Raw genomic sequence first — 19,930 nt, forward strand, 5'->3', positions numbered from 1 at the left:
CAGGTAACTCTACCGCACCCCGCAGACCACAACCAAACCGCTTATCGGCGCATGAGATCGGGCCTGTGGCGGCGGACCCAGTCGCCCATCGGCCCCCGTTCCCACAGCGGGTCGATCTCGCCGAGCGGGATCGCGACCTCGGGCCGTCCGGTGACGGGGTCGGCGGGCACCCGGGCCAGGCGCTCGCGCATCCACCGCGGCGTCCGCGGCGGGAGCGTGCGCTCGCCCCACCCGACCAGCCCCACCGAGCGCAGCGCAGGGACGCGCACGCGGACGCCGCCGGGCCGGCCCAGGGGCCTGGGGTCGGCCGTCCGGGTGTTCACCACGCCGATCGCGGTGATGTCGGGCCAGCGCAGGCGCACCCGGAAGCCGCGGGCGTCGGCCAGCTCCACGCCCTCCGGCGAGAAGCGCACCACCGTGCCCGCGACCAGACGGCGGTGCTTGACGACGAGCACGCCGGTCAGTGCCGTCGTGGCGAGCGCGCCGATCACGACGCCCAGCGCCGAGCTGCCGGTGAGGACGGCCCCGAGCAGCAGGCAGACGGCGAAGAAGAGCGCCAGCGGCGCGGCGAACGGGGCGACGAAACGGGCGAGGCCGCCCTCGCGCATGCGGAATTCGTCCATGAGGCGAGGGAGGCTACCCGCCGAGCAGCCCGCGGCGGAAGGTCTCCGCCGTTGCGGCGACGCGGTCTTCCCCTCGCACATGGCCCGCACCGCGCGTGCCGGCCGGCGCACGCCTTCCACCCCGAAGCCCTCAACAGCCCCCTGAGGAACGAAAACGCGCCCCTCGTCACACGGATGTCCAGCATGACGACTTCGTCCGCGTACGGCAGGGTCAGGGCCGTCCTGGTGGCATCGGCATGCTCGGCGACGTCGGTCATCGCCTCCTGGGCGACGCGGAACCGGGTGATCCGCTCGTGCTGAGGCACCGCATGATCAGCTCTGGACGACCTGGCGATCTGACTGGGCCGCCGACACGAAAAAACGGATGTCTCTCAGGGAGACATCCGTTTCGGAAACTTGCTGGGGTACCAGGACTCGAACCTAGACTAACTGAACCAGAATCAGTCGTGCTGCCAATTACACCATACCCCACCGCTGCGAACTCCTTCTCGGAGCGCGCTTGGCGACGTCCGAAAGAATAGCCCAGCTCGGGGGGTAAGACCAAAACGATTGCCGAAGCGGCGTCCGGCCGCCTGCGGCACAGGCTCCGACGTGCCAAGCTGAAGAGGACAAAACACCACGTGGAGGAGCCAAAGCGTTGGCCGAGAACCCGTTCTTCGCCCCTAGTAGCCTGCCGTACCAGCTGCCGCCGTTCGCGGACGTCCGCGAGGAGCACTACCTGCCCGCGTTCGAGCGCGGCATGGCCGAGCACCTGGCCGAGGTCGACGCGATCGCGAACAACACCGAGCCGCCCACCTTCGACAACACGATCGCGGCCCTGGAGCGTTCGGGGCGGATCCTCGACCGCACGGCCACGGTCTTCTTCAGCATGGCCGCGTCCAACTCCAGCGACGGGATCATGGAGATCGAGAAGGAGATCTCCCCGAAGCTGACCGCGCACAACGACGCGATCCGCCTCAACCGGGCGCTGTGGGCGCGGATCAAGCAGGTCGGCACGTCCGACGCCGAGGAGGCGTGGCTGCTGGAGAAGTACCGGGAGGACTTCGTCCGGGCCGGGGCCGACCTGTCGGAGCCGGAGCAGGACCGGCTGCGCGAGCTCAACGGCGAGCTGTCGAAGCTGTCGACCGAGTTCGCGCAGACCCTGCTCAAGGCGTCCACCGAGGAGGCCCTGGTCCTCACCGACGCCAAGGAGCTCGACGGCTTCGACGAGGCCAGGATCGAGTCGCTGCGCAAGGACGACGGCACCTACGTCCTGCCGCTGCTGAACTTCACCAACCAGCCCGGCCTGGCCCAGCTCACCGACCGCGACGTGCGCCGCCGCCTGTACCAGCGGAGCGTCGGCCGCGCCCCGGCCAACTTCGACCGGGCCGCCAGGATGGCCACGCTGCGGGCCGAGCGGGCCGCGCTGCTCGGCTTCCCCGACCACGCCGCCTACTCGGTGGCCGACCAGACGGCCAAGACCGTCGAGGCGGTCGAGGAGATGCTCGGCCAGCTCGTCGGCCCGGCGGTGCGCAACGCCGGCAAGGAGGCCGAGGCGCTGACCGAGCAGGCCGGGTTCGAGATCGAGCCGTGGGACTGGTCGTACTACTCGGAGAAGGTGCGGCTGGCCCGCTACGACTTCGACGCCGACGCCATGCGCCCCTACTTCGAGCTGAACCGGGTCATCAGGGACGGCGTGTTCTTCGCCGCCACCAAGCTCTACGGCATCACCTTCACCGAACGGCCCGACCTGCGCGGCTACCACCCCGACGTGACCGTCTTCGAGGTGTTCGACGAGGACGGCGGCGCGCTCGGCCTGTTCCTGCTCGACCCCTACGCCAGGGCGAACAAGCGCGGCGGGGCGTGGATGAACAACCTGGTCGACCAGTCGCACCTGTTCGGCGAGCTGCCGGTGGTCATGAACAACCTCAACATCACCAAGCCGGCCTCGGGGCCGACGCTGCTGACGTACGACGAGGTGAACACCGCCTTCCACGAGTTCGGCCACGCGCTGCACGGGCTGTTCTCGCAGGTGCGCTTCCCGCGCGTGTCGGGCACCAGCGTGCCGCGCGACTTCGTCGAGTACCCCTCGCAGGTCAACGAGATGTGGGTGACCTGGCCGGAGGTCCTGGCCAACTACGCCAAGCACCACGAGACGGGCGAGCCGATGCCCGCCGAGCTGGTGGAGAAGCTCAACGCGGCCGAGAAGTTCAACCAGGGCTTCGCGACGGTGGAGTACCTGGCGGCCACGCTGCTCGACTGGGCCTGGCACCGGCTGGCGCCCGGCGAGCAGGTGGCCGACGCGCAGGCGTTCGAGCAGCGGGCCCTGGAGGCGGCCGGGATCGACGTGCGGCTGGTGCGCCCGCGTTACCGGACCAACTACTTCGCCCACATCTTCTCGGGCGGCTACAGCGCCGGCTACTACTCCTACATCTGGAGCGAGGTGCTCGACGCCGAGAGCGTGGAGTGGTTCAAGGAGAACGGCGGCCTGACCAGGGCGAACGGCGACCACTTCCGCCGCGAGCTGCTCTCCAGGGGCGGCAGCCTCGACCCGCTGACCGCCTTCCGCAACTTCCGCGGGCGCGAGGCGGGCATCGGGCCGCTGCTGGCCCGCCGCGGCCTCGACTGACCGCCGCTCCCCCGCCTCCCCCGCCTCCCCCGCCTCCCCCGATGAGGCTTTCCCTACGGCTCCGGCAGCTCCTCGATGCGCTGCCGGAGCCATTCCTTCTCCGCCCGGCTCGACGCGCGGGCGATCTCCAGCATCCCCCGCCGGTACGGGTCGGGCTCGTCCTTGATCCGGACCGGCCGGCCGCCCTCGTAGAAGAAGCTCGCCGGGGCCTCCAGGAAGGCCAGCCGCCGGCGCAGCACCCGTGACCGGTCGGCGGGGTCGGGCAGCGCCGACAGGAACGTCAGCAGGGCGAAGAAGCGCGTCTGGTCGCTGACGTCGAGCTCGCTCGGCTCGCGCAGCCGCCGCAGCAGCTCCTCGCGGCCCTTGCCGGTGAGCGTGAGCACCTGCCTGCGGGCCGCCGCCGCGCCCGCCTCCTCGTGCCGCTCGACCAGGCCCTTGCTCTCCAGTCTCGATATGGCGGGGTAGAGGGCGCCGTCGCTGACCGGGCGGAGGTGGCCGGTGAGCGCGGCCAGGCGGGCCTTGAGCTCGTAGCCGTGCATCGGACGTTCGTTCAGGAATCCCAGGATGGTGAGGGACAGATCCCCGCCGCTTGCCATGTCGCGCATCGTAACGCTATACCTCTAAACGAGATACAACGAATCGAGGTATGGATGTTCCGGCTGGCTCTCCCCATCTACGTGGAGCTGCTCACCGCCGTGGTGGCGGTGGGGGTGATCGACCTGCTGTGGGTCTCGGGGCTCGGGGAGGGCGCCATCGCGGCCGTCACCGTGGGCACCACGGTCGAATACCTGGCCTACGGGCTGTTCCTGGCCGTCCCGACAGGGGTGACCGTGCTGATCGGGCGGCGTGACGGGCACGCGCCGATCGGGCCCGTGATCAGGACGGGCTGGGTGTTGTGGGCCGCGTTCTCGGTCGCCGTCGCCGTCCCCGGCGTGTTGCTGCGCGAGCCGCTGGCGGCCCTGTTCACCGACGATCCCGGGCCGACGGCCGGCTTCTTCCTGGTCTCGCTGGCGGGGTTGCCGGTGTTCTTCGCCCAGACCGTCGTGGACGGCGTCCTCAAAGGGCTGGGCAACACGAAGACCCCCATGCGGAACGCGCTGATCTGCAACGCCCTGGTGATCGTCCTGGACCCGCTGTTCATCTACGGCCTCGACCTGGGGGTCCAGGGGGCCGCGCTGGCCACCGTGGCGGCGCGGCTGGTCACGCTCGGGGTGGCCTCGACCTCCCTCGTACGGCTCCGCGCCGCCGGCGGCGACGGCCTGCTCGTCGGCGAGGTGCTGCGGACCGGCCTGCCCATGTCGGGCGACTTCCTGGCCCGCTCCCTGGTGGGCATGGCGCTGGTGGAGATCGTGGCCGGGTTCGGCACGGCCGAGGTCGCCGGGTACGGCATCGGCCAGAAGATCATGCTGGCCGGCGTCATGGTCTTCTACGCGCTGCGCCAGGCGGCGATGATCCGCACCGCGCGGTCGGAGCCGGTCGGGTCACCGCTGCGGCTCGGGCTGGTGACGGGGGCGGTGGTCGCGGTGGTGCTCAACCTGGCGGCCGTGCCCGCGGCCGGGCTGTTCACCGACGACCCGGCGGTGGCCGTGGGCTTCCTGCGCTGGATGGCGCTCTACCTGGTGCCGTTCGGCGGGCTGATCGCCGTCGGCGGGGTGCTCCAGGCGAGCGGAAGGGGCAGCCGCCTGCTCGCCGCCACGCTGGCGGGCTTCGCGGTGCAGCTGCCCCTCGCCTATCTGCTGAGCTCGTGGCTCGGCGTCACGGGGGTGTGGCTGTCGATGGCCGTCGGGTCGTCGCTCAGCCTCGCAGGCGCGCTAGCGCCGCTCGGATCCGCTCCATGGAGCGCTCGCGCCCGAGCACCTCGATCGACTCGAACAGCGGCAGGCCCACCGTCCGGCCGGTGATCGCCACGCGCACGGGGGCCTGGGTCTTGCCCAGCTTGAGCCCGAGCGGCGCGCCGACCTCCTCCAGGGCCTCCTTGAGCGAGTCCGGGTCCCAGGCGACCGTCTGGAGGCGGTCGAGATAGCCGTCGAGGATCTCCACCGGGGAGTTCTTCATCGCCTTGTCCCAGGACGGCTGGTCGAAGACGGGCTCGTCGAGGAAGAGGAAGTCGACGTTCTGCCGGATCTCCGACAGCACGCCGATGCGGGTCTGGGCCAGCGCCGCGACCTTGCTGAACAGCTCGCGGTCCCAGGCGGGGTCGAGGTAGGGCGAGCAGCGCTCCTCGAAGGTCTCCAGCGGCAGGGCCCTGATGTACTCGCCGTTGAAGGCCCGCAGCTTCTTCTCGTCGAAGAAGGCGCTGGCGGAGTTGACGTCCTCCAGCCTGAACAGCGGGACCATCTCCGCCCACGGCATGATCTCGCGGTCCTCGCCGGGGCCCCAGCCGAGCAGCATGAGGTAGTTGACCATGGCCTCGGCCAGGTAGCCCTCGTCGCGGTAGTCCTCCAGGGCCACCTTGTCGCGGCGCTTGGACAGCTTCTTGCGCTGCTCGTTGACGATCACCGGCAGGTGGGCCCAGACCGGCGGGGTGGAGCCGAGCGCCGGCCACAGCAGCACCTGCTTGGCGGCGTTGCCCAGGTGCTCCTCGCCGCGCACGACGTGCGTGATGCCCTGGGTGATGTCGTCGACGGCGTTGGCCAGCACGTAGAGCGGCGAGCCGTCGGTGCGGGCGATCACGAAGTCTTCCTGGGCCTCGTTGGGGAACTCGACGTTGCCCCTGATCAGGTCTTCGACGAGGGTGACGCCCTCGTCGGGGGTGCGGAAGCGCACCGCGCCCTCGGTCAGGCCGCGCTCGCGGCAGAACCCGTCGTAGCCCTTGTGCTCGGAGCCGGTGCGGGCCACCAGGGTCTCGCGGGTGCAGTCGCAGTGGTACGCCTTGCCGTCGGCCAGCAGCTTGGCCACGGCCTCGCGGTGCTGCGGCTCGTAGGCCGACTGGAAGTAGGGGCCCTCGAACACCGGGTTGGTGCCGTTGATGCCGATCCAGTCGAGCGCCGAGATGATGCCCTCGGTCCACTCCGGACGGTTGCGCGTGGCGTCGGTGTCCTCGACGCGCAGGACGAAGCGGCCGCCGGACTGTTCGGCGAGGGCCCAGTTGAACAGCGCCGTGCGGGCGCCGCCGACGTGGAACATGCCGGTCGGGGACGGGGCGAAACGCACCCGTAGATCAGTCACGGGAGACCACCTTGTTCGTGAGAGTGCCGATGCCTTCGATGCCGACGCTGACCTCGTCGCCGATCTCCAGCGGGCCGACGCCCGCCGGGGTGCCGGTCAGGATGACGTCGCCGGGGATCAGCGTCATGACGGCGCTGACGTAGGCGACCAGCGCGGGGATGTCGTTGATGAGCTGGCTGGTGCGGCCGCTCTGCCGGATCTCGCCGTTGACCGTGGTGGTCAGCGCGAGGTCGCTCGCGTCGAGATCGGTCTGGATCCAGGGCCCGAGCGGGCAGAACGTGTCGAAGCTCTTGGCCCGGGTGAACTGCACGTCCTTCTTCTGCAGGTCGCGGGCGGTGACGTCGTTGGCGCAGGTGTAGCCGAAGATGACGTCCTTGACCCGGTCGACGGGCACGTCGCGGCAGAGCCTGCCGATCACCACGGCCAGCTCGCCCTCGTAGTCGACCCGGTCGGACAGCGAGGTCGGGTAGGCGATGGCCTCGCCGTGGCCGATCACCGACGTGGACGGCTTCATGAAGATGAGCGGCTCGTCGGGCACCTCGTTGCCCATCTCGCGGGCGTGCTCGGCGTAGTTCCTGCCGATGGCGACGACCTTGCTCGGCAGCATCGGGGCCAGCAGCTTCACCTGGGACAGCGGGAAGCGCTCGCCGGTGAACTGCACCTGGCCGAACGGATGGCCGGAGACCGTGGAGACGAACTCCTCTCCAGGGCCGCCTTCGACCACGCCGAACGACACGCCTTCGCCTGTGGAGAACCTCGCTATACGCACCTGACAAGGCTATCGCCGCCGCCGGAGGGGTCCGCCCACCGGCAAAAAAGTCAGGAACTCTCCATAAATGCCCCCAGAGTCCGTTTTGTGGGGCATCGGTGGTGGTTAAGCGGATATCTCTGCTTATCAGAGACTTCTAGGGGGTGACGGAACGTGCCGGACACGATGGTCAACCAGACTTCTGCCGTACCGCGGGCCAGAACGCAGGAGGGCGGGCCGGCGACTTCGCTGGTCACCGACAAGGGCACGACGAGCATCGACGACGTCGTCGTCGCCAAGATCGCCGGGCTGGCCGCACGCGAGGTATCCGGCGTGCACGCCATGGGCGGCGGCGCCGCCAGGGCGCTCGGCAACGTGCGCGGGATGGTCGGCGGGGAGCGCAGCGTCGCCCAGGGCGTCTCGGTCGAGGTCGGCGAGCGCCAGGCGGCCGTGGACATGGACCTGGTCGCCGAGTACGGCACCGCCATCCCCGACCTGGCCGCGGCCGTGCGCAGGAACGTCATCGCGGCGGTCGAGCGCATGTGCGGCCTGGAGGTGACCGAGGTCAACATCAGGGTGGACGACGTGCACCTGCCCGGCCAGGACCGCGACAGGGACAGGGACAGGGGCGACGGTCGCCGCGAGGTCATCGAGCAGCCGGAGCCCCGGGTCCAATGACCGGGCCCGGCGCCACCGCCTATACGCGGGACGACGCCGACGCCGACGCCAAGGCGGAGGCCGAGACGCTGGCCGAGCTCGTACGGGCCTGCCCGGGGGTCGCGGGGCTCTCCGGCGGGCCGTTCGGGACGGTGGCGACGTACCTGCCCGGGGCGCGGGTCATGGGCGTCTCGGCCGACGGGGACACGGTGGAGATCGCCATCGTGGCGACCCTGGTACGGCCGCTGCCCGAGACCGCCGAGGACGTCCGCCAAGCGGTGTGGGAGCCGGGCGGCGGACGTCCCGTGAACGTGCACATCGACGACGTGGTGATCGACGTGGTGGAGGAATCATGAGCAACGTCCCTTGGCTGCCGGTCATCGGCATGGCGGTCGGCATCATCCTCGGACTCGCGGGGGCCTTCGGCGGCCTCGGCGCGTTCCTGCTCGTCCTCGTGCTCGGCGCGGTCGGCTTCCTGGTCGGCAAGGTCGCCGAGACCGGCGAGCTGAACCTGTCCGGCCTGACCGCGAGGCGGCGATGACCACCACTGCCCACGTCACGGTTCCCCGGCAGCGGCTCGCGCCGTCGGCCGAGCCCGAGCGGCGGGGCCGTACCGAGATCTCCGAGCGGGTGGTCACCAAGATCGCCTGCTGCGCGGCGCGTGAGGTGCCCGAGGTCCTCGACGTGCGGCTGGGCGGGGCGCCGTGGACGCACTCGTCCAGCGCCGAGGTGCGCGGCGAGCGGGCCACCCTGAAGCTGGACGTGACCGTCGCCTACCCGGCCCCGCTGCACGCCGTGGCCGCGCGGCTGCGGGAGCACGTGCGCAACCGGGTGGCCATGCAGACCGGCCTGGACGTCACCCGCCTCGACGTGATCATGACCGATCTGGCGGGAGGCCCGGCATGACCCGCCCGCTCCCGTCCGGGGAGCCCGTGGAGACGCCGGGGGCCGTCCCGGCGGGCGTGGCGGGGGCGCATCGGGGCGAGCCGGGAGCGGCGCCGCCGCGGGACAAGGGCGCCGACCGGGCCGCGGTGCGCGCGTTCCGGCCGCAGCGCCGGGTGCCGGCCATCGTGGTCGCCGTCCTGCTCACGCTGCTGGGGCTGCTGGTCGCCGCCGAGACGGTGTCCGCGCTGGCCGGCAGCCCGTTGCGATGGCTGCCTTACGACCGGATGCTGGCGTGGGCGGCCACGACGCCGTGGTCGGACCCGCTGGTCCTGACCGGGGCCGCGATCGTGGCGCTGGCAGGGCTGGCGCTGCTGGTCACCGCCCTGGTGCCGGGACGGCCGCGGATGGTCCCCGTGCGGACCGGCGACCCGGACCTGATCATCGGCGTGCGTCCCAAGAGCTTCACCAGGGCCCTGGAGCACGCCGCCGAGGAGGTGCCCGGGGTGCGCTCGGCGCACGCCAGCCTGCGCGGCCATACGGTCGCCGTCACGCCCGCCACGTCCGGCTGGGACGACGAGGGCTTCGGCCGGGCCGTGCGCGAAGCCGTCCTCACCAGGCTCGCCGGGCTGGACCCGGTGGAGCCGTACCGGGTGGCGGTCAACGTCAAGGAGCGCCGATGAACAGGAAGACCGGCCGCGGCAACCGGTGGGGGCTGGCCCTGGTCGGGCTGGTGCTGGCCGTGCTCGGCGGGCTGGCGCTGGCGCGCGGGCTGCTGGGGCCGTCCACGCCGATCGTGGACGCCGGCGTGCGCGGGTTCTTCGCCCGCAACAGCCCGCCCGTGTGGTGGGCCGTGGCCGCCGTGTCGGTCCTGGTCGCGCTGCTGGCCCTGCGCTGGCTGGTCGCGCAGGGACGCAGGGACGCCCGCACCCGGCTGCGCCTGGAGGCCGGCCCGGACGGCGTCACCGAGATCGCGGCGGGCGGGATGGCCCACGCGGTCGCCGCCGACGTCGCGGCCAGCCCCGCCGTCCTGAACGCCGACGCCGACCTGGTCGGCCCGCGCGGCCACCCGGAGGTACGGCTGCGCGTCGCCGCCGACGAGGCCGCCCCGATGAGCGAGCTGAGCGAGCACCTGTCCCGGGTCACTTTGCCGAACCTGCGGGACGCGCTGGACAGGGATCACGTACCGGCGGTGGCCCGCGTTAGCCTGGAGCCCTCACCTGCGACGCAGCGGGTCGTGCGCTAAGGCTTCGCCGAGAGGGGTCCTCCGTTGTCCATCGTGAAGATCAACGTCCTGACCGTGCCCGCCGAGATGCGGGAGGAGCTGGAGCGGCGGTTCTCCGGCCGGGCCGGGATGGTGGAGTCGGCCGACGGGTTCGAGTGGTTCGAGCTGCTGCGGCCGGTCGAGGGCACCGACCAGTACCTCGTCTACACGCGCTGGCGCAGCGAGGAGGACTTCCGGACCTGGCAGCAGGGCCAGGCCTTCCAGCGCGGCCACGCCCAGGCCGCCGCGGAGCAGGGCCAGGGTCACGGCCAGGGTCACGGTCACGGGCAGGGCCCGGCGGCGACGGACTCCCAGGTGTGGAGCTTCGACGTCGTGCAGAGCGCCGGACCCAAGGGCTAGGCGTCGAGGGGGTTGGCGGCGATGCGGTCGGCGATCCCGCCGCGCACGAACCGGCCGGCGTAGCTCGACGGCTTGCGCGCGCCCTGGTCGGCGATGCAGGCGGCGAACTCCTTGGCGATCTCCAGCCGCGGGTAGCGCTCCAGCACCTCGCGCCGCACGCCGTCGGGGATGTCCTCGGTGCGCCGGCCGGAGATGTCCATGCCGGTGGACAGCTCCAGCAGGTGGCCCTCCGGGTCCTCCTCCACCGGCACCTCCTCCCACATGTGCCGGATGATCACCTCGGAGGCGCGCAGCCGGCGCTCGGGCGACCAGCCGGCCCCCGCGCAGAAGGCCCACGCCACGTGGCCGCCGGCCTCCTCGAACGGCACCGTCTGGCTGTCGAACTCGGCGACCAGGCCGATGTCGTGCAGCATTGACGACACGTAGAGCAGCTCGGCGTCGAAGTCGATCGCCCTGCTCCGGGCGTAGGCGGCGGCCCACAGGTACGCGCGTACGGAGTGGTTGAGCAGCGAGGGTGACTGGTAGCGGGTGGCCACCTCCAGCGCGCCGCGGCAGGCGGGCGTGTCGGGCAGCACGATGTCGTCGAATCTCACGGCTCCAGCATGACATCCGCGCTGCCGGAGGCACCGGCGGGCATCGGGCCGTTAACGATCCGGTACGCGACTTGACCGGTTGATCGTGATTCCGAAAGCATGTCCCGCCCTCACTTTCTTGTCCGGAAGGAACCCTGGCGTGCGCCGGCTCGCGATACCTCTTGCCCTCACGCTCGCGCTCGGCGGGCTGACGAGCCCGGCGCAGGCCGCCGACAAGGTGACCCGTACCGCGCAGTGCCAAGGCGACTGGCTGCCGGGCACGCCGACGGCCGAGGACGTCATGAAGGGCGAGATCTCGCTGGTGGGGCTGCCGGCGTACAAGCTGGGCAAGGACATCGACTGGGGGGCGAGCCCGTACCGGAACCGGTCGTGGGAGTTCGTCTTCCAGTCGTTGCGCTGGATGGGCACGCTGGTCGTGGCCTACGAGAACACCGGCGAGCGGCGTTACCTGGATCGTGCCACCGAGATCACCAAGGACTGGGTGGCGAACAACCGGCGCGGGGCCGCCGCCACCAAGCCGTACGTGTGGAAGGACCACCCGGTCTCGCTGCGCACGCAGCCGTTGTTGTGCCTGAGCATGCACGTCAAGGACAGCTGGCTGAAGGACAGCCTGGCCGACCACGCCAGGCTGCTGTCGGACGCGCGGCTGTACAAGAAGGGCCACAACCACGGCATCGACCAGGACATCGCCCTCATGGGCATCGGCTGCCGGTACGGCCGCTCCGACTGGTCGAACCTGGCCTCCAGGCGGCTCACCGGCACGGTCAAGCTCGACGTCGACTCCCAGGGCGCGCTCATGGAGCAGGCCCCCCGCTACGCCGTCTACGTGTACGGCCGCCTCCAGGTCGCCATCACCAACATGAAGGCGTGCGACCGCAAGGTGCCGGCCGAGATCAGCCGGCGGGCCGAGGCGCTGAAGGACTTCATCGCCCACTCCACGATGCCCAACGGCTACATGGTCCCGATCGGCGACGGCAGCGCCGAGACCGAGCCGAAGATGGAGACCGGCACCCCGAAGCAGAAGGTCAAGGTCTACAAGGCCGGTTACGTCTACGGCCGGACGGCCTGGGGCAAGCCGGACTCGTCGTACTACTCGATCAGGTTCGGGCCCGGCATGAAGTTCCACGGGCACGAGGACCACCTGGGCGTGACGTACTACGCGCAGGGCCGCGACATCCTCATGGACGGCGGCTTCCACTCCTACGAGAAGAGCGCCTACCGCTACTGGACGCTCTCCCCCGAGGCGCACAACGTGCCGACGGTCGAGGGGGCCCGGTTCCGGCCGCGCACCTCGTCCAAGCTGACCAAGACCTCCTACGGCAAGGACCGGCAGGCCTTCCGCCTCACGGACCGGGCCTACGGCGTGAGCCGGACGCGTTCGGTGCTGGTGAACCACGGCCAGGACCTGATGGCGGTGCTCGACACGGCCTCCGGGGGCAAGAAGGTCAGGAACCTGTGGCGGTTCGCGCCCTCGTACAAGGTCGTCTCGAACAGCGGCGGCAAGGTGGTGCTGGCCGACGGCGCCTTCAAGGTGACGCTGATGCAGTTCTCCGCGTGCGAGCGGGTCGGCGGCCAGAAGGTGGAGCGCGGCGGCGAGCTGGGCTGGGTCTCGCCCACCTACCTGGCCAAGGACGCGACCAACGTGGTGGTGTCGCCGGCGGCGAAGTCGCTGCTGACGGTGATCGTGCCGGGCACCGACTCGCCCAAGGTGTCGTGCTCGGGGGGCAAGCTCAAGGTCGAGGGCGAGACCCTTTCCGCGGGCCTGCTCTAGCCGGTCTAGAAGGCGATCCGGCGGTACCACTCGTTGGCGAGCATCTGGGCGCGGGCCCGCTCCGGCAGCCCGGTCAGCATGGTCATCGACGCGCCGCGCTGCACCTCGGACTCGTGGGCGAGCATGGCCGCCCACTTGCGCTCCGACCAGCGCGAGACGTCGATCGCGGCCGACACCTGGTGGTCGGGGACGCCGGGCAGGGCCTGGCCCGGCTCCGGATCGGCGCCGAAGACCGCCCGCCAGTGGGCCGTCACGACCGAGCGCGGGACGGTCGCCAGGTAGAGCGCGTGCGGCCGCCAGGGATCGCCCGTGCCGGGATAGAGCTGATCGTAGCCGGCCGCCTCGACCGCGGCCAGGGTGACCCGGTGCACGTGCACGTGGTCGGGATGACCGTAGCCGCCGAAGCCGTCGAAGGTGAGCACGACGTCGGGCCGGACGGCTCTGATGTGCTCGACCAGCAGGCCGACCGCCTCGTCGAACGGCACGTCGAGGAAGCGCGGACGGCCGGGGGCGGACTCGGGCTTGCCCGCGTCGGCGAGGCCGAGCAGCCGGGGCTTTCCCGCGCCGAGGATGTCGAGGGCCCGTTCCAGCTCCTGCGCCCGCTGGGTGCCCTCGGCCCAGGTGCAGGTGACGACGGCGGTCGTGGCGCCCTCGTCGGCGTATTTGGCGAGGGTGCCGCCGGTCCAGATCGCCTCGTCGTCCGGGTGGGCGTGCACGCCGAGCACACTGAAGCTCATGGGACCCCATCGTATGGAGGCCGGGCACCGGTCAGGACCCGCGTAGGCTCTACGCGTACCCCCTCCCCCTCGGAAGAGATGAGCCGATGAGCGAGCCCGTGCCCTCTGACCTGCTGGAGATCGCCGACGCGCTCGTGCCCGGCGCTCCCCTCGGCAGTGCGCGGCTCGCCCCCGGCGGGATGCACGACGTCGTGCTGCTCCCCGGGGTGGCGGCCGTGCGGGTCGGCCGGCGGCCGAGCGTGAGCGCGGCGCTGCCGCGGCGGACCAAGCTGCTGCGCGCGATCGCGGCCGCCGGGCTGCCGTTCGCGGTGCCCGAGCCGCTGACGCCGGTGACGACGTTCGGGGAGCGCGCCGCCGTGGCCGTGTCCTGGCTGGACGGCGCCGGTCTCGGCGCGGGCCAGGGCGACCCGGCCCTGATCGGCGAGCTGCTCGGCGCCCTCCGGGAGCTGCCCGTCACCCCGGAGCTGCGCGCCCTGCTGCCCGCCCCGCGCTCGTACGCCGGGCCCGCGAGCTGGAGCACGATCCTCGCCGAAGAGGTCATCCCGCGCTTCCCGGCCAGGTGGCGGGAGGAGGGACGCCGGCGCCTCGACGACGCCCTGGCCCTGGAACAGGTCCCCGACTCGCTGGTCCACGGCGACCTCGTCGGCGACAACGTCCACTGGGACGCCGACGGCAAGCTGGTCGGCGTCCTCGACTGGGACCGGGCCCACCTGTTCGACCCCGCGATCGACGCGGCCTTCATGGGCTGGCACGGCTGGGAGCACCTGCGCGACGCCGTCGACGCCGGCACCTACCGGCGGGCGGTCACCTGGGAGCGCGCGTTCGGCGTCAACCAGCTCGTCGCCCTCCTCGTGCTGGCCGGCGAACCCCTGACCCTCGTGGACAGCTTCACCACGCACGTCGTGGCCTGGCTGGACGAGGACGGCGGCCCCGACCGGCTCTAGGCCGCCCGCTCCCGCCGCGCCGGCGTGCGGATGATCGACACGCCGACGGTGCCGAACGCGGCCAGCAGGATGACGGGGCCGCCGATCCCGAGTACCAGGTTCCACGCGCTCGCGCCGAACAGCCACACCACGATGCCCGCCAGCACGCCCGCCGGGAACCACCAGCCCGCCAGCCCCGCCCGCGCGTACGCGACCGCGACGAGGACCAGGCCCAGGAAGGACCCGATCATCCCGGGCAGCTGCCAGGCGGCGATGAGGGCAGGCTGCGCCGCGTCCTGCATGAGCTGCTCGGCCTGCGCGGCGGGCAGAGCGTCGAAGAGGACGACGTCAAAGAAGTCGGAGATCATCAGCGACGAGAAGTTGATCAGGCCGAGCACCGCGAGCGCGCCCGCGACGGTGGCCAGCGCCCTGCCCTTGCCCCGGACGAGCAGGACCATGCCGATCACCCCCGGCACGAACAGCACCCAGGCGTAGTGCAGGAGCGTCGCGCTGACGCCCACGGCGCCCGGGTTGTGCGCGTAGACCAGCGGGTCCTCGACCCCGGGCTCGGACGGGTCGGTGATCATGCCGAGGATCAGGCAGACCGGGGCCAGGACGAGGCTGCCGCCGGCCAGGAGGCGGCGGATGAAGAGCGCGTCGGTGAACATGCCGGGCACGGTAGGCGTCGCCCGCCAGGTCCGTCGTCAAGGCAGGCTTGGATCCGACGTCCCCCTTTCGGTGGATTCCGCTGCACATTGCGACAATCCGGGCGGGCTACTCTCGCCTCATGCTCCACCGCCGTTCCCCCTCCCCCGTCGACTGGCTCGTGGCGGCGGTCGTGGCCCTGTTCGCGGTCGCGGAGGAGGTCAGCGTGCGCTCGATGGCCTCTCCCCGCTCCTACGTGCTGCTGTGGATCGCCGCCGGGCTGGTCACCGCCGTGGCGGTGCTGTTCCGGACGCGCGCGCCGTTCGCGATCCTGGCCGTCTACTCGGCCGCCAACATCGCGACGTTCGCGCTGGCGCCCGGGTCCCCCGCGGCCTGGCAGTTCTACACCCAGCTCGTGCTGCTGTGCACGCTGCTGGCCGAGGTGCGCCCCGACAGCGCGCGGGCCGTGGCCGGGCTGACCGCGACGGGCGTGTTCGTGGCCGCCATGCTGTCCAGGACCTCCCCTCCGTCCGGATGGGGGGACGTCGCGGTGGCGCTGGTGATGTGCGCCATCGCCGCCGGAGCCGGTCTGGCCGTACGCCGCCACCGCGTGCTGGCCGTGCAGGCGGCCGAGCGCGGCGCGCTGCTGGCCCGCGAGTCGGTGCAGGAGGAACGCGCCCGCATCGCCCGCGAGCTGCACGACATCGTCGCGCACAGCGTCAGCGTGATGACCATGCACACCGGGACCGTACGGCTGCTCCTGCGCGCGGACCAGGAGTCCGAGCGGCAGGCGCTCAGCACGGTGGAGGCGGCCGGCCGGGAGGCCATGGAGGAGCTGCGGCGCATGCTCGGGCTGCTGCGCGGCACGCAGGACGGCGACCTGCTCCCGCAGGCCGGCCTCGACCGGCTGGCGGATCTGCTGGAGCAGTTCAGGTCGGCCGGGCTCGACGTCACGCTGGCTGTGTCGGGCGAGCGGGCGCCGTTGTCGGCCGGGCTGGATCTGTCGGCGTACCGGATCGTCCAGGAGGCGCTGACCAACACCCTCAAGCACGCGGGGCCGACGCGGGCGGCGGTGAGCGTCGCGTACCTGCCGGCGGAGCTCCGGCTGGAGATCACGGACGAGGGGCCGCGCGGCCCCCGGCCGCCGTCGGCCGGGGGCGGCGGCGGCCACGGGCTGATCGGCATGCGCGAGCGAGCCGCCCTCTTCGAGGGCACGCTGGCGGCGGCGCCCCTCCCTGGGGGCGGCTTCACGGTACGTGCGGAGCTCCCCCTGTGACGCCCTCCTCCCCAGGGCACCCGGACGCCCCCGACGCCTTCGCCGATCCCGCCCTTGACGAGCCCGGCGGCGGGATCGGCGTGGTGATCGCCGACGACCAGGGGATGATCAGGGCCGGGCTGCGCCTGATGATCGGCACCCAGCCGGACCTGTCCGTGCTGGGCGAGGCGGCCGACGGCGAGCGGGCCGTGGAGCTGGCCCGCGACCTGCGCCCCGACGTCGTGCTGCTCGACATCGCGATGCCCCGCCTGAACGGCCTGGAGGCCGCCCGCCGCATCCTCGCGACCCCCGCGCCCCCAAGGGTGATCATGCTGACCACCTACGACACCGACGAGAACCTCGACCTCGCGCTGCACGCCGGGGTCAGCGGGTTCCTGCTCAAGGTGTCGCCGCCCGAGCACCTGTTCGCCGCCATCCGCAGCGCCGCGCGGGGCGACGTCCTGCTCGACCCGGCGGTCACCGGCCGCGTCGTGGCGGCCTACCGGCGTACGGCCCCCGCCCCGTCGCCGGCGGCCAGGGGGGTGACCGCCCGGGAGGAGGAGGTGTTGCGGCTGGTGGCGCAGGGCCTGTCCAACACCGAGATCGCCGGCACGCTGTCCATCACGGAGGCGACCGTCAGCACCCACATCAACCGCCTGCTGACCAAACTCGCCCTCCGCGACCGCGCCCAGATGGTCCGCCACGCCTACGAATCCGGCCTCGTCCGCCCCGGCGACCCTCCCGACGGCGTCCCACCAATCAGATGACCTGATTCCATGAGGTGATGACCGCCACCGAAGCGTCCAGAAACTCCGCCGCCGTGATCGCACCGGCTCCCACGATGGTCAAGGCGTTCCTGGCGAGAGGCACGGCCTCCCTGGACCCCGACTTCGAAACCGACGTCGCCGCAGCCCGCGAGGCGCTCGACGACGAGATGAGAGACACGTGACCCCGCGCCTGATCCCGGGCACAGGGATGCTCGGCGATCTCCCCGGCGTAAGGGGCGAGGTCCTTCCTCACTGACGCCCGGCAGCGCCCAGTGGGGCCACCCGGGTCACCCCTTGCCTCGCGCCCACGGCTGAGGGCCGGGGCACGGGGTGCGCCGAAGGCGCCAGGTCAAGAACGCCTGAGCTCCCCTGGGCGCGCAGCGCCCACAAAGCGAAGACCGCTCGGGGCGCGCCGCCCCCGGGGTCAGCTGCAGTCGCGGCCGGCGCGCAGCAGGCCGTACGTGACCGCCTGCTCCAGCGCCTGCCAGGAGGCGTCGATGATGTTCTCGGCCACCCCCACCGTCGCCCACTCGGCGGTGTCGTCGCTGGAGGTGATGAGGACGCGGGTGACGGCGTCCGTGCCGTGGGTGCCTTCGAGGATGCGGACCTTGTAGTCCACCAGCTCCAGCCGGGCCAGCTCGGGGTAGAGCTGCTCAAGCCCTTGCCGTACGGCCTTGTCCAGGGCGTTCACGGGGCCGTTGCCCTCGCCGGTGGCGACGATGCGCTCGCCCTTGGCGTGCAGCTTGACGGTGGCCTCGCTGACCAGCTCGCCGCCCTTCGTCCGCTCGACGATCACCCGCCACGACTCCACCTCGAAGTGCCGCCGGCGCGCCCCCTGGACGGTGTCGCGCAGCAGCAGCTCGAACGACGCGTCCGCGGCCTCGAAGGTGAAGCCCTGCGACTCCAGCTCCTTGACGCGCTCGACGAGCGTCTTGGTGTGCTCGGGGGTCAGCTCGTAGCCCAGCTCGCGGCCCTTGAGCTCGACGGAGGCGCGGCCGGCCATGTCGGAGACGAGCATGCGCATGTCGTTGCCCACGGCGGCCGGGTCGATGTGCTGGTACAGGTTGGGGTCGACCTTGATGGCGCTGGCGTGCAGGCCGGCCTTGTGGGCGAAGGCGGACATGCCGACGTAGGGGGCGTGCGAGTTGGGGGTGACGTTGGTGACCTCGGTGATCGCGTGTGCGATGCGGGTCATGTCCGCCAGCGCCTCCCGCGGCACGAGGTCGAAGCCGCGCTTGAGCTGGAGGTTGGCGACGACGGTGAAGAGGTTGGCGTTGCCCGAGCGCTCGCCGTAGCCGTTGGCGCAGCCCTGGACGTGCGTGGCGCCCGCCTTGACCGCGGCGAGGGTGTTGGCGACGGCGCAGCCGGTGTCGTCGTGGCAGTGGATGCCGACGCGGGCCCCGGTCTGGACGGCCGCGTGCACGGTCTCGGCCAGCTCGTCGGGCAGCATGCCGCCGTTCGTGTCACACAGGGCGATGACGTCGGCCCCGGCTTCGGCGGCGGTCCGCAGCACTTCCAGCGCGTAGGCTGGATTGGACGTGTAGCCGTCGAAGAAGTGCTCGGCGTCGAGGAAGACTCGCTGTCCCTCCGCACGAAGGTGAGAAACCGTATCGCGGATCATCGCGAGGTTCTCCTGGAGAGTCGTGCGGAGGGCCAGCTCCACGTGCCGGTCGTGGCTCTTGGCGACAAGGGTCACGACCGGCGCGCCGGATTCGCGCAATGCGGCTACCAATGGGTCGTCGGCGGCCTTCACACCGGCCCGGCGGGTCGCGCCGAACGCGGCGAGCTGCGCGTGCTTCAGGTCGAGCTCTGTTCGAGCGCGCCTGAAGAACTCTGTGTCCTTGGGGTTGGCGCCCGGCCAGCCCCCCTCGATGAAACCGACGCCCAGGCTGTCCAGCTGCCGTGCGATGGCGAGCTTGTCGACGACGGTGAGGTTGAGTCCTTCCTGCTGCGCGCCGTCGCGCAGGGTCGTGTCGTAGACGTGGAAGCGGTCGTCGGCCATGAAGTCTCTTCTTTCGGATCCGTGTCCTGGAAAACAAAAAGACCCCTCACGGACGTGAGAGGTCTGCGCGCTGGCGGTGTCCCTGTGTCAGCCAGCGCGCCTGCCGATAATGAGCAGACCGTAGAACATGGTGCCTGCCAGTCTGCCACAGGGATTCACCATCTGGCACATCGGTCTCAGCTTGTGGACACGACCTTTACACTTGCACGCCCGCGCCCCCGGTGACGGCGCGTTCGAGGGCCGCCGGGTCGAACACCTCGTTGCCGAGCTGCTGCCCGTCGAGCAGGACGGTCGGCGTGCCCTGGATGTGGATCTTCGAGGTCTCCGCCAGATGGGTCTTGGCGTACGACTGCGAGGTGACGCACTCGTCCACCGAGGCGCCGGCCTTCCTGGCGGCGGCCACCAGCTCCTGCACGGTGAAGCCCGAGGCCGAGCCGTGCGGGGCGGGCTGCATGGCGTAGAGCTCGTCCCTGAAGGCCAGCCAGTTCTCCTCCGGCACGCATCGGGCGGCGGCCGCGGCCCTGATGGAGTTGGAGCGCATGGGCTCGTCCTGGAAGATCGTCACGGGGTGGAAGACGACCTTGAGCCTGCCCTCCCTGGCCAGCTTCTGGATCGTGCCGTCGACCTTGGAGTGCATCTCCTTGCAGATCGGGCAGTCGAAGTCTTCGTACACGTCGAGCACGGGGGCGTCGCCGGACCTGTCGGCCAGCACCATCGAACCGTCGAGCTGCCTGGTCAGGCGTACCGACCCGGCCGTCTCACCCGGCTCCGAGAAGGCCAGCACACCGAGCATCACCAGCGCCGCACACGCGACCGCGACCGCAACCAACCGCTTCATCATCCGCCCACTTCCAGCTCACCGATCGCGCAGACCCTACCAACGCCGGAACCACTCTCCGGACAGCCGCCCGGGGCGGCCCCCTCATT

General features: G+C 71.5%; 23 protein-coding genes and 1 tRNA gene. 14 read left to right on the top strand and 10 right to left on the bottom strand.

Features of this window, described 5'->3' with window-relative positions; all coding sequences use genetic code 11:
* Positions 1-41 precede the first annotated feature (41 nt).
* Both ACWCSD_RS17475 and ACWCSD_RS17480 read right to left on the bottom strand, forming a co-directional pair.
* The gene (locus tag ACWCSD_RS17475) at positions 42-623 is read right to left on the bottom strand and encodes a hypothetical protein (RefSeq protein WP_449916025.1); all 582 of its coding nucleotides are present in this window, start codon (positions 621-623) and stop codon (positions 42-44) included.
* 399 nt (positions 624-1,022) lie between these two features.
* Positions 1,023-1,094: transfer RNA gene (locus ACWCSD_RS17480), tRNA-Gln, on the bottom strand.
* A 166-nt stretch (positions 1,095-1,260) separates the two neighbouring features.
* On the opposite strand from ACWCSD_RS17480, the gene ACWCSD_RS17485 reads away from it, so the two are divergent.
* On the top strand, positions 1,261-3,231 hold the full coding sequence (locus tag ACWCSD_RS17485) for a M3 family metallopeptidase (protein WP_397164612.1): 1,971 nt from the start codon (positions 1,261-1,263) through the stop codon (positions 3,229-3,231).
* A gap of 53 nt (positions 3,232-3,284) precedes the next feature.
* On the opposite strand, the gene ACWCSD_RS17490 is transcribed toward ACWCSD_RS17485, so the two are convergent.
* Entirely contained in the window at positions 3,285-3,827 is a 543-nt protein-coding gene (locus tag ACWCSD_RS17490; RefSeq protein WP_352352171.1) for a PadR family transcriptional regulator, read from the bottom strand.
* Between the two features lie 54 nt (positions 3,828-3,881).
* On the opposite strand from ACWCSD_RS17490, the gene ACWCSD_RS17495 reads away from it, so the two are divergent.
* Entirely contained in the window at positions 3,882-5,132 is a 1,251-nt protein-coding gene (locus tag ACWCSD_RS17495; RefSeq protein ID WP_449916028.1) for an MATE family efflux transporter, read from the top strand.
* Here the strand turns inward: ACWCSD_RS17495 and gltX are convergent.
* Together gltX and ACWCSD_RS17505 are read right to left on the bottom strand one after the other, a co-directional pair.
* Positions 5,026-6,357, bottom strand: a complete 1,332-nt coding sequence (gene gltX / locus ACWCSD_RS17500; protein WP_387671299.1) for a glutamate--tRNA ligase — start codon at positions 6,355-6,357, stop codon at positions 5,026-5,028. The genes ACWCSD_RS17495 and gltX overlap by 107 nt on opposite strands.
* Positions 6,358-6,391: 34 nt before the next feature.
* On the bottom strand, positions 6,392-7,168 hold the full coding sequence (locus ACWCSD_RS17505; protein WP_352352174.1) for a fumarylacetoacetate hydrolase family protein: 777 nt from the start codon (positions 7,166-7,168) through the stop codon (positions 6,392-6,394).
* Between the two features lie 165 nt (positions 7,169-7,333).
* On the opposite strand from ACWCSD_RS17505, the gene ACWCSD_RS17510 reads away from it, so the two are divergent.
* Genes ACWCSD_RS17510 through ACWCSD_RS17540 form a run of 7 tightly spaced genes read left to right on the top strand, consistent with a single transcriptional unit; the run spans position 7,334 to position 10,310 of the window.
* Entirely contained in the window at positions 7,334-7,825 is a 492-nt protein-coding gene (locus tag ACWCSD_RS17510) for an Asp23/Gls24 family envelope stress response protein (protein WP_397164718.1), read from the top strand.
* Complete coding sequence (locus tag ACWCSD_RS17515; protein ID WP_358288560.1) at positions 7,822-8,160, top strand: hypothetical protein; 339 nt, start codon at positions 7,822-7,824, stop codon at positions 8,158-8,160. The genes ACWCSD_RS17510 and ACWCSD_RS17515 overlap by 4 nt, the downstream gene beginning before the upstream one ends.
* Positions 8,157-8,345: a hypothetical protein gene (locus tag ACWCSD_RS17520; RefSeq protein ID WP_352352177.1), complete on the top strand. Its 189-nt coding sequence runs from the start codon at positions 8,157-8,159 to the stop codon at positions 8,343-8,345. The genes ACWCSD_RS17515 and ACWCSD_RS17520 overlap by 4 nt, the downstream gene beginning before the upstream one ends.
* Positions 8,342-8,710, top strand: coding sequence for an Asp23/Gls24 family envelope stress response protein (locus ACWCSD_RS17525; RefSeq protein ID WP_397164606.1), 369 nt, complete (start codon positions 8,342-8,344; stop codon positions 8,708-8,710). Before ACWCSD_RS17520 ends, ACWCSD_RS17525 begins: the two co-directional genes overlap by 4 nt.
* Positions 8,707-9,369: a DUF6286 domain-containing protein gene (locus tag ACWCSD_RS17530; RefSeq protein ID WP_397164604.1), complete on the top strand. Its 663-nt coding sequence runs from the start codon at positions 8,707-8,709 to the stop codon at positions 9,367-9,369. Before ACWCSD_RS17525 ends, ACWCSD_RS17530 begins: the two co-directional genes overlap by 4 nt.
* A complete protein-coding gene (locus ACWCSD_RS17535; protein ID WP_397164602.1) occupies positions 9,366-9,932 on the top strand; it encodes an alkaline shock response membrane anchor protein AmaP in 567 nt (188 codons plus the stop codon). The genes ACWCSD_RS17530 and ACWCSD_RS17535 overlap by 4 nt, the downstream gene beginning before the upstream one ends.
* 24 nt (positions 9,933-9,956) lie before the next feature.
* The gene (locus ACWCSD_RS17540) at positions 9,957-10,310 is read left to right on the top strand and encodes an antibiotic biosynthesis monooxygenase family protein (protein ID WP_449916034.1); all 354 of its coding nucleotides are present in this window, start codon (positions 9,957-9,959) and stop codon (positions 10,308-10,310) included.
* On the opposite strand, the gene ACWCSD_RS17545 is transcribed toward ACWCSD_RS17540, so the two are convergent.
* The gene (locus tag ACWCSD_RS17545; RefSeq protein WP_397164599.1) at positions 10,307-10,903 is read right to left on the bottom strand and encodes an HD domain-containing protein; all 597 of its coding nucleotides are present in this window, start codon (positions 10,901-10,903) and stop codon (positions 10,307-10,309) included. The two genes, ACWCSD_RS17540 and ACWCSD_RS17545, sit on opposite strands and share 4 nt — an antisense overlap.
* Before the next feature lie 139 nt (positions 10,904-11,042).
* Here ACWCSD_RS17545 and ACWCSD_RS17550 point away from each other — a divergent pair, with 139 nt between their 5' ends.
* Positions 11,043-12,674 carry a heparinase II/III family protein gene (locus tag ACWCSD_RS17550; protein WP_449916037.1) on the top strand — a complete coding sequence of 544 codons (1,632 nt, stop codon included), beginning with the start codon at positions 11,043-11,045 and terminating at the stop codon, positions 12,672-12,674.
* Between the two features lie 5 nt (positions 12,675-12,679).
* On the opposite strand, the gene ACWCSD_RS17555 is transcribed toward ACWCSD_RS17550, so the two are convergent.
* A complete protein-coding gene (locus tag ACWCSD_RS17555; protein ID WP_449916038.1) occupies positions 12,680-13,411 on the bottom strand; it encodes a PIG-L family deacetylase in 732 nt (243 codons plus the stop codon).
* Between the two features lie 86 nt (positions 13,412-13,497).
* Here ACWCSD_RS17555 and ACWCSD_RS17560 point away from each other — a divergent pair, with 86 nt between their 5' ends.
* Positions 13,498-14,355 (top strand): phosphotransferase, encoded by an 858-nt coding sequence (locus ACWCSD_RS17560; RefSeq protein WP_449916041.1) that lies wholly within the window; start codon positions 13,498-13,500, stop codon positions 14,353-14,355.
* On the opposite strand, the gene ACWCSD_RS17565 is transcribed toward ACWCSD_RS17560, so the two are convergent.
* On the bottom strand, positions 14,352-15,002 hold the full coding sequence (locus tag ACWCSD_RS17565) for a hypothetical protein (protein ID WP_449916043.1): 651 nt from the start codon (positions 15,000-15,002) through the stop codon (positions 14,352-14,354). The genes ACWCSD_RS17560 and ACWCSD_RS17565 overlap by 4 nt on opposite strands.
* A 119-nt stretch (positions 15,003-15,121) precedes the next feature.
* Here ACWCSD_RS17565 and ACWCSD_RS17570 point away from each other — a divergent pair, with 119 nt between their 5' ends.
* From ACWCSD_RS17570 to ACWCSD_RS17580, 3 genes are read left to right on the top strand one after another with little or no spacing between them, the layout of a single operon-like run.
* Positions 15,122-16,255 carry a sensor histidine kinase gene (locus ACWCSD_RS17570; RefSeq protein WP_397164589.1) on the top strand — a complete coding sequence of 378 codons (1,134 nt, stop codon included), beginning with the start codon at positions 15,122-15,124 and terminating at the stop codon, positions 16,253-16,255.
* Positions 16,252-17,001: a response regulator gene (locus tag ACWCSD_RS17575; RefSeq protein ID WP_397164588.1), complete on the top strand. Its 750-nt coding sequence runs from the start codon at positions 16,252-16,254 to the stop codon at positions 16,999-17,001. Before ACWCSD_RS17570 ends, ACWCSD_RS17575 begins: the two co-directional genes overlap by 4 nt.
* 17 nt (positions 17,002-17,018) lie before the next feature.
* Positions 17,019-17,183 (top strand): hypothetical protein, encoded by a 165-nt coding sequence (locus ACWCSD_RS17580; protein ID WP_449916046.1) that lies wholly within the window; start codon positions 17,019-17,021, stop codon positions 17,181-17,183.
* 242 nt (positions 17,184-17,425) lie between these two features.
* Here the strand turns inward: ACWCSD_RS17580 and cimA are convergent, their stop codons facing one another.
* Complete coding sequence (cimA, locus tag ACWCSD_RS17585; RefSeq protein WP_358288591.1) at positions 17,426-19,003, bottom strand: citramalate synthase; 1,578 nt, start codon at positions 19,001-19,003, stop codon at positions 17,426-17,428.
* A 196-nt stretch (positions 19,004-19,199) separates the two neighbouring features.
* On the bottom strand, positions 19,200-19,844 hold the full coding sequence (locus ACWCSD_RS17590; protein WP_387671045.1) for a DsbA family protein: 645 nt from the start codon (positions 19,842-19,844) through the stop codon (positions 19,200-19,202).
* Between the last annotated feature and the right edge of the window lie 86 nt (positions 19,845-19,930).

The sequence above is a fragment of the Nonomuraea sp. NPDC001684 genome (assembly GCF_053596515.1).

Bases quoted from the DNA above. Each gene is read 5' to 3' on its own strand.
- ACWCSD_RS17475 (WP_449916025.1), bottom strand. From the start codon at position 623: ATGGACGAATTCCGCATGCGCGAGGGCGGCCTCGCCCGTTTCGTCGCC.
- ACWCSD_RS17490 (WP_352352171.1), bottom strand. From the start codon at position 3,827: ATGGCAAGCGGCGGGGATCTGTCCCTCACCATCCTGGGATTCCTGAAC.
- ACWCSD_RS17495 (WP_449916028.1), top strand. From the start codon at position 3,882: ATGTTCCGGCTGGCTCTCCCCATCTACGTGGAGCTGCTCACCGCCGTG.
- gltX (WP_387671299.1), bottom strand. From the start codon at position 6,357: ATGTTCCACGTCGGCGGCGCCCGCACGGCGCTGTTCAACTGGGCCCTC.
- ACWCSD_RS17510 (WP_397164718.1), top strand. From the start codon at position 7,334: ATGGTCAACCAGACTTCTGCCGTACCGCGGGCCAGAACGCAGGAGGGC.
- ACWCSD_RS17515 (WP_358288560.1), top strand. From the start codon at position 7,822: ATGACCGGGCCCGGCGCCACCGCCTATACGCGGGACGACGCCGACGCC.
- ACWCSD_RS17520 (WP_352352177.1), top strand. From the start codon at position 8,157: ATGAGCAACGTCCCTTGGCTGCCGGTCATCGGCATGGCGGTCGGCATC.
- ACWCSD_RS17525 (WP_397164606.1), top strand. From the start codon at position 8,342: ATGACCACCACTGCCCACGTCACGGTTCCCCGGCAGCGGCTCGCGCCG.
- ACWCSD_RS17530 (WP_397164604.1), top strand. From the start codon at position 8,707: ATGACCCGCCCGCTCCCGTCCGGGGAGCCCGTGGAGACGCCGGGGGCC.
- ACWCSD_RS17535 (WP_397164602.1), top strand. From the start codon at position 9,366: ATGAACAGGAAGACCGGCCGCGGCAACCGGTGGGGGCTGGCCCTGGTC.
- ACWCSD_RS17555 (WP_449916038.1), bottom strand. From the start codon at position 13,411: ATGAGCTTCAGTGTGCTCGGCGTGCACGCCCACCCGGACGACGAGGCG.
- ACWCSD_RS17560 (WP_449916041.1), top strand. From the start codon at position 13,498: ATGAGCGAGCCCGTGCCCTCTGACCTGCTGGAGATCGCCGACGCGCTC.
- ACWCSD_RS17565 (WP_449916043.1), bottom strand. From the start codon at position 15,002: ATGTTCACCGACGCGCTCTTCATCCGCCGCCTCCTGGCCGGCGGCAGC.
- ACWCSD_RS17570 (WP_397164589.1), top strand. From the start codon at position 15,122: ATGCTCCACCGCCGTTCCCCCTCCCCCGTCGACTGGCTCGTGGCGGCG.
- ACWCSD_RS17580 (WP_449916046.1), top strand. From the start codon at position 17,019: ATGACCGCCACCGAAGCGTCCAGAAACTCCGCCGCCGTGATCGCACCG.
- cimA (WP_358288591.1), bottom strand. From the start codon at position 19,003: ATGGCCGACGACCGCTTCCACGTCTACGACACGACCCTGCGCGACGGC.
- ACWCSD_RS17590 (WP_387671045.1), bottom strand. From the start codon at position 19,844: ATGATGAAGCGGTTGGTTGCGGTCGCGGTCGCGTGTGCGGCGCTGGTG.